This window comes from Lysobacter sp. Soil_C_59 (assembly GCF_057656415.1).
Genome location: NZ_JBDGKK010000001.1, coordinates 687,675 through 700,733, shown reverse-complemented (window position 1 = coordinate 700,733; position 13,059 = coordinate 687,675). Strand labels below are relative to the sequence as shown.

Below are 13,059 nucleotides of genomic sequence, written 5' to 3'. Positions count from 1 at the left end.
CCCGAGCGTCCCGCCGATCCGACCCCTCCACCTCCAACCGCGACAGGGATCTCAAGATGTACGTGATGGATGCCAAAGCCCCTGAAACGCCTTCGGCACTCGATGTGCGCTGCTACAGCGGCGCGGCGATCTCGCCCTGGCTGGACGACCTGGCCCGCCTGCGCATCACCGTGTTCCGCGACTGGCCGTACCTGTACGACGGCGATGCCGATTACGAAGCGCAGTACCTGCAGACCTACCTGCAGTCGCCGCGCAGCATCGTGGCGCTGGCATTCGACGGCGACCAGGTGGTCGGCGCCTCGACCGGGATGCCGCTGGCGGCCGAATCCAGGACCTTCCTGGACGCGTTCGACGGCGTCTCGGTCGATCCGCAGGAGGTGTTCTATTGCGGCGAATCGGTGCTGCTGCCGCAGTACCGCGGACGCGGCATCGGCCATCGCTTCTTCGATGAGCGCGAGGCCCATGCACGCAGCTACGGCGACTACGCATGGACCGCGTTCTGCGCGGTCGATCGCGAGCCCGGGCATCCGCGACGTCCGGCCTTCCATCGTGGCAACGAGGCCTTCTGGAACAAGCGCGGCTACCGGCCGCGCCCGGAACTGCGGGCGCACCTGACCTGGCGCGAGGTCGGCGGCGCGGTCGCCGACCACTCGCTGACGTTCTGGCTGCGACCGCTGGAGCGGACACGATGATCGAGGGTATGAAGAGCGAGGGCACGCTCAAGGTGGCCGTCGCCAAGTACAGCGTTGGCGCCCCGGACGACTTCGCCGCCTTCGCCGGAAAACAGGCGCGCTGGCTCGACGAAGCACGCCAGCAGGGTGCGCAGATGGCGGTGCTGCCGGAGTACCTGGCACTGGAACTGGGCGCGATGTTCGACGAGGCCACGCGCGGCGACCTGCATGCCTCGCTGGCGGCCCTGCAGGCCTGGCATCGTCCGTGGCTGGAGCTGTTCTCGCGCCTGGCGCGGGAACGGCACATGCATGTGGTCGCCGGCACCTTCCTGCTCGACCTGGGCCGCGGCCGCTACCGCAATCGCAGCTATACCTTCGCGCCCGATGGCAGCCACGTCTGGCAGGACAAGCTGCGCCTGACCGGCTTCGAGAAATCGGCCGGCGTGATCGAATCCGGTGACGAGCTGAAGGTGTTCGAGACCGGACCGGTGCGCAGTGCCGTGTCCGTCTGCTACGACAGCGAGTTCCCGCTGCCGGTGCGCGCCCAGTGCGAAGCAGGTGCGCGCCTGCTGGTCGTGCCCAGTTGCACCGACACCCAGGCCGGTGCGACCCGCGTTCGCGTGGGCTGCCTGGCGCGAGCGCTGGAGAACCGCTGCTTCGTCGCCCAGTCGGTGACGGCCGGGGATGCGCCATGGAGCCCGGCGCTGGACACCAACACCGGCGAGGCGGCATTGATCGCCCCTATGGACGTCGGCCTGCCGCACGACGGCATGATCGTGCAGACCCGCGGTGACCAGCACTGGGCGGTGGCCACGCTCGACTTCGCCGCGCTGGAGGCCAGCCGCGCGCAGGCGCAGGTGGCCAACGACCGCGACTGGGCCAGCCAGTACTTTCCGAGCGTCGCCCGGGCAAAGGTGGTCCGCGCCGTCGCGGCGTGAGTGCCTCAACCGAACAGCGACACTCCGGGCACCAGCCACAACGAGAACCCCGCCAGCGACGTGCCGATGGCCGTCGCCGCCAGCACGTCGCTGGGGTAGTGCAAGCCCAGCACCACGCGCGAAGCGGCGACGCTGGCGGTGAATGGCACCAGCACCCAGGCCAGCATCGGGTAGTGCGCCATCGCCACCAGGCTGAAGGCGACGGCATGCAACGTGTGCCCGGACGGGAAGCTGAACTCGTCCAGCGGCGCGACCCAGGCATGGATGCGCTGGTCGGACGCAAACGGACGCGGCCGTCGCGTCCAGCGCTTGAGCAGCTTGTAGAGCGTCAGCGCGATCACGCCGGTCGCGGCCAGGTGCGCCGATGCGGCCAGGCCATCGAGTCCGTCGACGACGATCAGCGCGGCCATCAGCGCGTACCAGAACACGCCGTCGCCGAGGCGGCTGACCAGTGCGAAGTACGAGCGCGAACGGCCGCCTTCGCCCCAGCGATTGGCGCGCAGGCACCAGCCCGAGTCGCCATCGAGCAGGCGCTTGTGCAGCGAGGGGCGGTGCAGCATCCGATGAAGGGAGTGGCGGTTCATGACGCCTCCTGTTCCGACGGCGAGGATGGCGGGGTGGAGGGCAGCGGTGCGTTGCCGGCGCTGCGGCGCGCCAGCACCAGGTCCTGCAGCAAGGCGTCGAAATCGGTGGCGACCTGTTCCGGACGCAGGCTCGCGACGGCCTGGCGGGTCGCCATCCGCATCGCACCGCGGCTGAGATCGTCGCCGGCGATGCGCGTGCACGCGGCGATGAAGCCGGCTTCGTCGCCATTGGCGATCGCCGCGCCGTGCACGCCGTCGCGCAGGTACTCGCGTGCGGCGCCGTAGTCGAAGGCCACCGTCGGCACGCCGCTGGCGAGGGCTTCCAGGGTGACGTTGCCGAAGGTCTCGCTGAGGCTGGGGAAGACGAACAGATCGCCGCTGGCGAAGTGCCGCGCCAGCTCCGCGCCGCGTTGCACGCCGCAGAAGATGAAATCCGGATTGTCCTGCTCGAGCTTCGCCCGCGCCGGGCCGTCACCGATCCAGACGAAGCGCGCTGCGGGTCGCGCGCGTTGCAGGGAGCGGAACGCACGCACCGCCAGGTCGAGGTTCTTCTCCGCGGCGATGCGCCCGATGTAGATCGCGGCGAAACCGTCGTCACCCAGACCCCACCGCGCGCGCAGGCCGAAGTCGCGTCGCTGCGGATCGAACAGCGCGGTATCGACGGCGCGCGGCAGTCGCACCACGTTGTCGAAACGCTTGCCTTGCAGGAAGTCGACCAGCTCATGCGTCGGCACCAGGGTGGCATCGGCGCTGTTGTGGAAGCGCCGCATCCAGCGCAGGGCGGTCTGTGCGAGGAAGGCGACGCCGTAGTCGCGCATGTATTCGTCGAAACGGGTGTGGAAGCCGGTTGCGGCGGGGATGTCCAGGCGCCGGGCCGCGCGCAGCGCCGACCAGCCCAGTGGTCCCTCGGTGGCAACGTAGATCGCGTCCGGGCGCATCGCCTGCCAGGCTTCGAGCAGCCTGCGCGTGGCGGGAAAACCGATCCGCAGGCCCGGGTAGCGCGGCAGCGGTGCGCCGGGGACCAGCAATTCGTGGATCGTCGCAGTATCGTCCTCGCCCTGCCTCGGCCGCACCACATGGACGTCATGGCCCCGGGCGCGCAGGCCCTGTTCCAGACCCTGCACGGTCAGTGCGACGCCGTTGATCTCCGGCGGGTAGGTCTCGCTGACGATCGCGTAGCGCATGCGCGGCTCCCGGTTTGCGCAAGGTTGGAGGTGCGCGGTGAAACCGGGATGGCAGGACGGTGACGCAGCGATGACGAAGGCGATGAAAACGGTTACCTGGCCTCGCCGCTGCCGAAATACCACCGGATGCGCCGTACGTCGCGGCGGCGTTAACAAATGAACACCTAAAATGAATGGTTAACTGTCCCCGTAACCAAGGAGAGCGTGTGCAACGACGCGAAGTGCTGCTGGCAGGATTGTCCTGGCCCCTGATGTCGCTGCTCTCCGGCGCGCCTGCGCGCGCCTTTGCGGCGCCGGCGGCCGCGACGCCCTTCGACGCCGAGACGGTTGCTGCGCTTGCGCGCGCTCTGGCGGCCAAGCCCTTCGTGCCCCAGAGCAAGCAGCTGCCGGCATCGCTGGAGAAGATCGGCTACGACCAGTACCGCAGCATCCGCTTCAACCCGGCGCAGGCACTGTGGCGTGGCGACAAGCTGCCGTTCCAGGCACAGTTCTTCCATCGCGGCTTCTTCTTCCGTGACCGCGTGGACATCTACGACGTTGCCGGCGGTGTCGCCACGCCGGTGGTCTACCGGCCTGCGCAGTTCACCTTCGACGGCACCGCCGCGCCGAAGGAGAACGACCTGGGCTATGCGGGATTCCGCCTGCATTACCCGCTCAACCGTCCCGAATACTTCGACGAGGTTTGCGCCTTCCTCGGCGCGAGCTACTTCCGTGCCGTGGCCAAGGGCCAGGCTTACGGTTTGTCGGCACGCGGCCTGGCGCTCAAGACCGGCGCGCCGGCGGGCGAGGAGTTCCCGGTGTTCCGCGCTTTCTGGCTGGAACGGCCGGCGAGCGGCGCCGATCACGCGATCGTGCATGCGCTGCTGGACAGCCCCAGCGTCGCAGGTGCCTACCGATTCGTGATCCGTCCAGGCGTGGAGACGGTCTTCGACGTTTCCGTGCGGCTGTTTCCGCGCGTGGCCCTGGACCAGGTCGGCATCGCGCCGCTTACCAGCATGTTCCAGTTTGATTCCAACGACCGCGTCGGCATCGACGATTACCGCCCGGCGGTGCACGACTCCGACGGCCTGGGCCTGGTCAACGGCAGCGGCGAGCAGGTCTGGCGCCCGCTGCAGAATCCGTCGGTGCTGCAGGAAAGCGCCTTCGAGGACGTCAACCCGCGCGGCTTCGGCCTGATGCAGCGCAAGCGCGCATTCGCCGACTATGCCGACAGCGAGGCGCACTACGAGAAGCGCCCGAGCCTGTGGATCGAGCCGCAGGGAGAGTGGGGTGCCGGCGCGGTACACCTGTTCGAATTGCCGACCGCGGACGAGTTCCACGACAACATCGTTTCGTTCTGGCGGCCGAAGCAGGCGCTGGCTGCCGGCAAGGAGCACCGGTTCGATTACCGCATGCACTGGTGCGACCAGCACGCCTGGCTGCCGCAACTGGCGACGGTCACGCGCACGCGCGTCGGCGCGGTCGTCGCTGGCACCGAGGCCCAACGCGGCTCGCGACAGTTCGTGATCGACTTCGCCGGCGGTCGGCTGGACGGCATGAGCGACGGCGCACCCGTTCGCGCCAATGTCACCGCGGGCAAGGGCAAGGTCGCCAACGTCACCGCGCACGCCAACGCGGGCGGCGGCGGATGGCGCCTGGCTTTCGAACTGCAGCCCGGCAGCGAGCGCAGCATCGAACTGCGCGCCGTGCTGGGTGATGCCTCCCGTCCGCTCAGCGAGACCTGGCTGTACCGGTGGACAGCGTGAGCGGCGTGACTATCACTCCCGAAACTGGCGCCGCGACCGGCGCTCCGGCACCGGCGCAATGGCTGCCGGCCGAAGCGCTGTTGCCGATGCCGGTGCAGACCCTGCGCGAGGGACGACTGGTCAATCCGGTCCTGCCGACCACGCCCGGCGCGATGGCCTGGCGACGCACGCTGGTCATCGGCGGCGCAGCGCTGCTCACCCTGGTCGCCGCCTACCAGATCTGGTGGGTGCTGCGCGGCAGCGGCACCGACGTCCTCGAAGGTTTGCTGCTGCTGTTGTTCGTGGCGCTGTTCGCCTGGATCGCGCAGGCCTTCGTCAGCGCGGTAGCCGGTTTCATCCTGATCGTGACGCGTCGCGGCGGACGCCTCGGGCTCACCCGCCAGGGTGAACTGCCGACACTGGCATCGCGCACCGCGCTGCTGATGCCCACCTACAACGAGGAGCCCGAACGCCTGCTGGCAGGTCTGCAGGCGATCTACGAATCGCTGCAGGCTACCGGGCAGCTGGCGAATTTCGACTTCTTCGTCCTCAGCGATACCACCGATGCCGAAATCCGCGGCGCCGAGGCGCGCGCCTTCGCCAGCCTGCGCGAGCGCACCGGCGGCCACGCCAATCTGTTCTACCGGCATCGCCCCGACAACCGCGAGCGCAAGGCCGGCAACATCGCCGAGTGGGTGCGCCGTTTCGGCGGCGCCTATCCGCAGATGCTGATCCTCGACGCCGACAGCCTGATGACCGGAGAAACCATCGTCCGCCTCGCTGGCGCGATGGAAGGCTATCCCGATGTCGCGCTGATCCAGACACTGCCGATGATCGTCAACGGCAACACCCTGTTCGCGCGCATGCAGCAGTTCGCCGGGCGCGTCTACGGGCCGGTCATCGCCCACGGCATCGCCTGGTGGCATGGCGCCGAGAGCAACTACTGGGGCCACAACGCGATCATCCGCACGCGTGCATTCGCCGACCAGGGTGGCCTGCCGGAACTGTTTGGCATCAAGCCGTTCCGCGGCACGGTGCTGAGCCACGACTTCGTCGAGGCCGCGTTGCTGCGTCGCGGTGGCTGGGCGCTGCACATGGTGCCGGGGCTGGGCGGCAGCTACGAGGAAGGCCCGCCGTCGCTGACTGACATGCTGGTGCGCGACCGCCGCTGGTGCCAGGGCAACCTGCAGCACAGCGCGGTGCTTCCTGCGAAGGGCCTGCACTGGGTCAGCCGCTGGCACCTGATGATGGGCATCGGCCATTACTTCACCTCGCCGATGTGGGCGATGCTGATGCTGATCGGCCTGGCGATCCCGCTGCAGAAGGCCGGCCTGGCGTGGGACAGCTTCAAGCTGCCGGGCTTCTCGCCAACCGCCTACTGGCGCGAGCAGGATCCCGAGCGTTTCGTCTGGGTGTTCTTCCTGACCATGGCGGTGCTGCTTGCGCCCAAGTTCATGGGCTACCTGACGCTGTTCTTCGATCGCGACACGCGGCGCGGCTGTGGCGGTGCGATCCGTGCCTTCCTGAGCATGGTGCTGGAAACCTTGCTGGCGGCGCTGATGGCGCCGGTGACGATGTACGTGCAGTCGCGCGGCGTCGCCGAAGTGCTGGCAGGCAAGGATTCGGGCTGGGACGCGCAGCGCCGCGACGACGGCACGCTGCCGCTGTCTGGCCTGGTGCGCAACTACGCCGGCGTGACCGTGCTGGGCGTGGTGGCGGGCTGGATGGCCTACATGATCTCGCCGTCGCTGGCGGCGTGGATGGCACCGGTGATCCTGGGCCTGTTCCTGTCGATCCCGATCGTGGCACTGACGTCGACGCGCGCGGCAGGTCTGTTCCTGCGGCGCATCGGCATCTTCTCGATTCCGGAAGAGCACACGCCGCCGCCGGTGCTGGTGCGGGCGGCGAAGCTGCGCGAGGTATTACACAAGTAGCCTTACCGTCGTCCCGGCGAACGCCGGGACCCAGGCCGTCACGCAATCAGCCCCGTCACGTCACCCCGGCGAACGCCGGGATCCACCTTGCCCTTGCCGTCGCTTCAAACCGCTTCGAGCTTCAGCACCACGCCCAACCCCGCCATGTCCTGCGGTTCGCCCTCGAGGTCGGCGCGCACCAGCGGGCGCATGTCGATCCAGCGGCGGGACAGGGCCAGGGTCAGCGTGTTGCCGTCCGCACGTGCATCGAGCTGCGGAATCGGATCGGCTTCGTGCGCGCGGTGCAGCAGCACCGCGAGGCGAAGCAGCGCGGCGAGGCGACGGGCAGAAGAGAGCAGACGGTCGGGCAGGGCGTCGAAGGCCGACTTGGGGATGCCGCGGCGATGGGTGCGCACCAGCGCCGCCAGGAACTGCTGCTGCTGGCGCGAGAAGCCGGCGATGTCGGAATTCTCGACGACGTAGGCGCCGTGCACGTGGTACTGGCTGTGCGCGATCGCCAGGCCAAGTTCGTGCAGGCGCGAGGCGCGTTGCAGCATCAGGCGGTCATCGGCATCGAGCTGCCACGCCTGGGCGATCTGGTCGAACATGCGCAGCGCGGTGGCTTCCACGCGACGGGCCTGGCCGTCGTCGATGCCGTAGCGCTGCATGAGCGCGGCAACAGCTGCATCGCGCGGATCGTCGACGCCGCCGCGGCCGAGCATGTCGTACAGCACGCCCTCGCGCATGGCTGCCTTGCTGACCGCCATGCGCTTGAGGCCGAGGGCATCGAAGGCGGCCTCGAGGATCAGCACGCCGCCGGCGATCACCGGGCGACGCTCCGACGACAGTCCGGGAAGTTCGATCGCGTCGATGCGGTCGGCCTGCAGCAGGCGATCACGCAGGACCGGCAATGCTTCGGCGGTGACCGCGCCCTTGGTCAGCTTCATCGCCGCGCAGATGTCGCCGATGGCCTTGTTGGTGCCGGACGATCCCAGCGCCTCGTCCCAGCCCAGTGCGCGGTAGGTACCGGCGAACTGCTGGAACTCGGCGGTGACTTCGGTCAGCGCATCGCGCCACTTCTTCTTCGACAGCTTGCCGTTCTCGAAGAAGCGGCGGGTGGTGGCGATGCAGCCCACCTGCAGGCTCTCGCGCTCGATTGCCTCGAAGCCCGAGCCGATGATGCATTCGGTCGAGCCACCGCCGATGTCGATCACCAGGCGCAGCTCGCCGGGCTTGGACGGCTGCGCGTGGGCGACGCCAAGGTAGATCAGGCGCGCCTCCTCGCGGCCGGCGACCACTTCGATCGCATGCCCGAGCGCGGCCTCGGCCGGCATCAGGAACGCCTGCGGGACGGCCAGGCGGCGGACGGTGTTGGTGGCGATCGCGCGAACCCGCTGCGGCGGGATGTCGCGGATGCGCTGGCCGAAACGGGCCAGGCAGTCGAGCGCGCGCTGGCGCACTTCCGGCGACAGGCCACCGCGGCGGTCCAGGCCTTCGGCCATGCGCACGGTCTCGCGCAGGCGGTCGACGATGCGCAGCTGGCCAAGCACGTAGCGCGCGACCACCATGTGGAAACTATTCGAGCCCATGTCGACGGCGGCCAGCAGATCGCCGTCGGCGAGCGGCAGTTTGCTGGTGGGGAAGGCGTCGCTCATCGGCACATGATCCCTGTTAAGGCACTGCCGCGTCCACCTTGGCCGGTGGTCCCGGCCCGATGGCTTCGCTCAGGAACAGATCTTGGACAGCAGCCAGGCCTGTGCCGAGTGCGCGGGCGCGCCTTCGGTCGGTATCACCCGCACGTAATCGCCGTCGGTCTGCAGCTCCCAGGCGTTGACGTTGTCATTGAGGTAATTCTCAAGGGCCTCGTTGTAGACACGCTTGGCCAGGTCGGGCGAGAGCACCGGGAATCCGGCCTCGATCCGCCGCAGCAGGTTGCGCTCCAGCCAGTCGGCGCTGGAGCAGAACAGGTCCGGCGCACCATCGTTGGCGAACCAGTACACGCGATGGTGCTCGAGGAAGCGGCCGACGATCGAGCGCACACGGATGTTCTCCGAGATGCCGGGCATGCCGGGGCGGACGGTGCACGCACCGCGCACGATCAGGTCGATCTGCACGCCGGCCTGCGAGGCCAGGTACAACGCCCGCACTACCTGCGGCTCGTTGAGGGCGTTCATCTTGGCGATGATCCGCGCCGGCTTGCCGGCCTTGGCGTGGCGGGTCTCGCGGTCGATGCGCTTGAGCACGCCGGCATGCAGGGTGAAGGGCGATTGCAACAGGCGCTTGAGCTTGATGGTGGGCGCCAGCCCGGACAACTGCTGGAAGATCATGTGGACGTCGGCGCCGATGTCGGGGTCGGCGGTGATCAGGCCGAAGTCGGTGTAACCGCGTGCGGTGCCACTGTGATAGTTGCCGGTGCCCATGTGCACGTAGCGGCGCAGCTTGCGGCCTTCACGACGCACGATCAGCATCATCTTGGCGTGGGTCTTGTAGCCGACCACGCCGTACACGACCTGCACGCCGGCATCCTGCAGGCGATCGGCCAGGCCCAGGTTGGCCTCCTCGTCGAAACGCGCGCGCAGCTCGACCACGACGGTGACGTCCTTGCCGTTGCGCGCAGCCTGGACCAGGCTGTCGACGATCATCGAGTCCTTGCCGGTGCGGTAAAGCGTTTGCTTGATCGCCAGCACGTTCGGGTCTTCCGATGCCTGGCGCAGCAGTTCGAGCACCGGAGTGAATGCCTCGAACGGGTGGTGCAGGAGCACGTCGCCTTCGGCCACCTTGTCGAACATCGCCTCGATGCCCGACAGCTGCCGCGGCTGGAACGGCGGGAACTTCAGTTCCGGACGCTGCACCAGGTCATAGACCTGGATCACGCGGTTGAGGTTGACCGGGCCGTTGATGCGATAGACGGCGTTCTCGGTCAGGTCGAAATTCTCCAGCAGCGTGCGCACGATGTCGTCCGGGCACTGCTCGGCGATCTCCAGGCGCACCGCGCGCAGGTAGCCGCGGCCGACCAGTTCGTCGCGCAGCGCCAGTGCCAGGTTCTCGACTTCGTCTTCGTCGACGATCAGCTCGGAGTTGCGGGTGACGCGGAACTGGTAGGCACCCTTGACCTGCATGCCCGGGAACATCTCGTCGACGAACGCCGACAGCACCGCCGACAGGAACACGAAATCGTGCTTCCCGCCGCCGACTTCCTCGGGGATCTGGATGATGCGCGGCAGCGAGCGCGGTGCGCGCACGATGGCGAGGTGGCCTTCGCGTCCGAATGCATCCTTGCCCTTGAGCACGACGACGATGTTGAGCGACTTGTTGAGGATCTTCGGGAACGGATGCGCCGGATCCAGGCCCAGCGGCGACAGCACCGGCATGATCTCGTCACGGAAATAGTCGCGCAGCCAGCGCGCCTGGTTCTCGTCCCATGCATCGCGGCCGAGTACGCGCACGCCGCCATCCCACAGGGCCGGGCGCAGCACCTGGTTCCAGCACTCGTACTGCGCCTGCACCAGCTGCGCGGCGCGTTCGTGGATGCGCGCCAGCACGGTGGCCGGCGACAGGCCGTCGGCGCCGGTGGCGATCCCCAGGTCCTGGGCGTGGCGCAGCGTGCCTGCGCGGATCTCGAAGAACTCGTCGAGGTTGGTGCAGGAGATGCACAGGTACTTCAACCGTTCCAGCAGCGGTACCGTCGTGTCCTGCGCCTGGGCCAGCACGCGGAAGTTGAAGTCCAGCTGCGACAGCTCGCGGTTGAAGTACAGGCCGGGGTCGCGCAGCGGATCGATCTCGAGCGGCGTCTCTACTGCGGGTGTCACTGCTGCGGCGTTCATGGCAATGCCTCGAAGGACAGCGCGAGGTCTTCGCGCGGGCGCACGCGATCGGCGCCGAAATGACAGGAGAACGTACTGCCGCGACCGACTTCGCTGCTGATCTCAAGCCGTGCCTGGTGCAGGTTCAGCACGTGCTTGACGATCGACAGGCCCAGACCGGTGCCGCCGCTTTCGCGCGAACGGCTGGTGGAGACGCGATAGAAGCGTTCGGTGATGCGCGGCAAGTGCGCGGCCGGGATACCGTAGCCGCTGTCGGCGACTTCCAGCACAGCGCCCTTGCCCTCGGGCCGGAAGCGGATCCGGATCGTGCCACCGGCCGGGGTGTAGCGGATCGCGTTGCCGACCAGGTTGGAGAATGCGCTGTGCAGCTCCTTGTTGGAACCCCACAGGTCTACCGCGGCGGCATCCTCCAACAGGATTTCATGGCGACCCTGGCTCAGCGCGACCGCTTCGCGCCGCAGCGTCGTCAGCATCGGCGCCATCGCCACGGTTTCCTCGGCCGGCAGGCTGTCCTGCGATTCCAGTCGCGACAGCGTCAGCAGGTCTTCGACCAGCTGGGTCATGCGCTGCGACTGGCGCTGCATCTCGGCCAGCATCGGCGCCCAGTCCGGATGCTCGGCGGGGTCGAGCATGTCGAGGTAGCCGTGCACCACGGTCAGCGGCGTGCGCAGTTCGTGCGAGACGTTGGCGACGAAATCGCGGCGCATCTGCTCCAGTTGCAGCAGGCGGCTGACATCGCGCGCGACCAGCAGCCACAGGTCGTCGGAGTAGGGGATCAGGCGCAGGCTCAGCGTGGCGGCCGGATTCCACGGCGAAGCCACTTCCAGCGTCTCGGCGTTGCGTCCGGAGGCCAGCCAGTGCGACAGCTGCAGGGGTTGCAGGCGCTGCACGATCGGACCGCCGATGTCGCGCGGGTACTTCAGCTGCAGCAGGCCGATCGCGGCCTCGTTGAACCACTGGATGCGCTGGCTGTTGCGCTCGACCACGACGATCGCGTCGGGCAGCGCCGCTGCAGCGGCACGGTATGCGCGCAGCATGTCGATCAGGCGCTTCTTGCGCCCGCGCATTTCCGCCTGGCTGCGATGGAGCAGCCGGTCGAGTTCGTTCCAGATGCCTTCGCCGAGCGGCGGCGTCAGGCGCTGGCGCGCGGTCAGGCGCACCAGCACGCTGCGCAGGCGCCAGTAGTGCCAGGCGACCACGCCCAGCGCGGCGAAGGTGATCACCGGCCACGGTTGCCCGATGGCAAGGCCGACCACGGCGGCGATGGCCAGGATCAGGGCGAGTTGGCCCAGGGTGCGGAGCCAGGCGGAGCGGGCGCGGGGCGGCATGGCCGACGATCAACTATCCATTGTGGTGAGTACGACTTCCTGAGCGTAGCGAGCGGCCTGCCTGGCCGCCAGCGTGCGGCCCTGCGAATGGTCACTGCGTCGCGAATGAAGGCCCGGCGGTGGGCGGCGGTCGGTCGGCACCGGCCGCGGCTTCATGCCGCCAGCGAGGCGGAGAAGCGGTAGCCGGCGCCGCGCACGGTCTGCACCATGCCGTCCAGGCGATGCGGTTCGAGTGTCTTGCGCAAGCGCCGAATGTGCACGTCGACGGTGCGTTCTTCGACGTAGACGCTGCCGCCCCAGACATGGTCGAGCAGCTGGGTGCGGGTATAGACGCGCTCGGGGTGGGTCATGAAGAAGTGCAGCAGGCGGTATTCGGTCGGGCCGATCTGCACCGGCTGGTCGCTGCCGTCGGCGGCGGCGAACACGCGGTGCGCGGCGCCGTCGATGCGCAGCGGGCCGATGCCGACACTGCCGTCCTCGTCGTCCTCGCGAGAGCGCCGCAGCACGGCGCGGATGCGGGCCAGCAGCTCGCGTGCCGAGAAGGGCTTCACGACGTAATCGTCGACCCCGGCCTCGAGGCCGCCGACGCGGTCGTTTTCCTCGCCACGCGCGGTCAGCATGATGATCGGGATTTCGCGGGTGAGCTGTTCCTTGCGCCAGCGCCGGGCCAGTTCCAGGCCGCTGGTGCCGGGCAGCATCCAGTCGAGCAGGATCAGGTCCGGCACGCGGTCGGCGATGGCCGCCTGGGCCTCGCGCGCGTCGCCGGCGTGGACGGGTTCGTATTCGCCCTTGCGCAGGGCAAAGGACACCATGTCGCGGATGGCGGGTTCGTCTTCGACAATCAGGATGCGCTTCTGCACACGGTCACCGGGGGGAAAGACGGAAGGGTCCCG

The 13,059-nt window shown here is 68.5% G+C and carries 10 protein-coding genes; 4 read left to right on the top strand and 6 right to left on the bottom strand.

Going from position 1 to position 13,059, the window contains the following annotated elements:
- Nucleotides 1–65: 65 nt before the first annotated feature.
- Both AC3A3Q_RS03100 and AC3A3Q_RS03095 read left to right on the top strand, forming a co-directional pair.
- Complete coding sequence (locus AC3A3Q_RS03100; RefSeq protein ID WP_487584822.1) at nucleotides 66–692, top strand: GNAT family N-acetyltransferase; 627 nt, start codon at nucleotides 66–68, stop codon at nucleotides 690–692.
- Nucleotides 689–1,609, top strand: a complete 921-nt coding sequence (locus tag AC3A3Q_RS03095; protein WP_487584821.1) for a carbon-nitrogen hydrolase family protein — start codon at nucleotides 689–691, stop codon at nucleotides 1,607–1,609. The genes AC3A3Q_RS03100 and AC3A3Q_RS03095 overlap by 4 nt, the downstream gene beginning before the upstream one ends.
- 5 nt (nucleotides 1,610–1,614) lie before the next feature.
- Here AC3A3Q_RS03095 and AC3A3Q_RS03090 read toward each other — a convergent pair whose 3' ends face one another.
- A complete protein-coding gene (locus AC3A3Q_RS03090; RefSeq protein WP_487584919.1) occupies nucleotides 1,615–2,169 on the bottom strand; it encodes a phosphatase PAP2 family protein in 555 nt (184 codons plus the stop codon).
- A gap of 20 nt (nucleotides 2,170–2,189) precedes the next feature.
- Nucleotides 2,190–3,377: a glycosyltransferase family 4 protein gene (locus tag AC3A3Q_RS03085; protein ID WP_487584820.1), complete on the bottom strand. Its 1,188-nt coding sequence runs from the start codon at nucleotides 3,375–3,377 to the stop codon at nucleotides 2,190–2,192.
- A 206-nt stretch (nucleotides 3,378–3,583) separates the two neighbouring features.
- Between AC3A3Q_RS03085 and AC3A3Q_RS03080 the strand changes: the two genes are divergently transcribed.
- Complete coding sequence (locus AC3A3Q_RS03080; RefSeq protein WP_487584819.1) at nucleotides 3,584–5,122, top strand: OpgD/OpgG family glucan biosynthesis protein; 1,539 nt, start codon at nucleotides 3,584–3,586, stop codon at nucleotides 5,120–5,122.
- A 5-nt stretch (nucleotides 5,123–5,127) separates the two neighbouring features.
- A complete protein-coding gene (mdoH, locus tag AC3A3Q_RS03075) occupies nucleotides 5,128–7,035 on the top strand; it encodes a glucans biosynthesis glucosyltransferase MdoH (protein ID WP_487584818.1) in 1,908 nt (635 codons plus the stop codon).
- 104 nt (nucleotides 7,036–7,139) lie between these two features.
- Here mdoH and ppx read toward each other — a convergent pair whose 3' ends face one another.
- The 4 genes from ppx to phoB all read right to left on the bottom strand — a co-directional run bounded on the left by ppx (nucleotide 7,140) and on the right by phoB (nucleotide 13,026).
- Nucleotides 7,140–8,669, bottom strand: a complete 1,530-nt coding sequence (gene ppx, locus AC3A3Q_RS03070; protein ID WP_487584817.1) for an exopolyphosphatase — start codon at nucleotides 8,667–8,669, stop codon at nucleotides 7,140–7,142.
- 69 nt (nucleotides 8,670–8,738) lie between these two features.
- Complete coding sequence (ppk1, locus tag AC3A3Q_RS03065) at nucleotides 8,739–10,838, bottom strand: polyphosphate kinase 1 (RefSeq protein WP_487584816.1); 2,100 nt, start codon at nucleotides 10,836–10,838, stop codon at nucleotides 8,739–8,741.
- Complete coding sequence (gene phoR / locus AC3A3Q_RS03060) at nucleotides 10,835–12,166, bottom strand: phosphate regulon sensor histidine kinase PhoR (protein ID WP_487584815.1); 1,332 nt, start codon at nucleotides 12,164–12,166, stop codon at nucleotides 10,835–10,837. Before phoR ends, ppk1 begins: the two co-directional genes overlap by 4 nt.
- A gap of 152 nt (nucleotides 12,167–12,318) precedes the next feature.
- Complete coding sequence (gene phoB, locus AC3A3Q_RS03055; RefSeq protein ID WP_158734057.1) at nucleotides 12,319–13,026, bottom strand: phosphate regulon transcriptional regulator PhoB; 708 nt, start codon at nucleotides 13,024–13,026, stop codon at nucleotides 12,319–12,321.
- Between the last annotated feature and the right edge of the window lie 33 nt (nucleotides 13,027–13,059).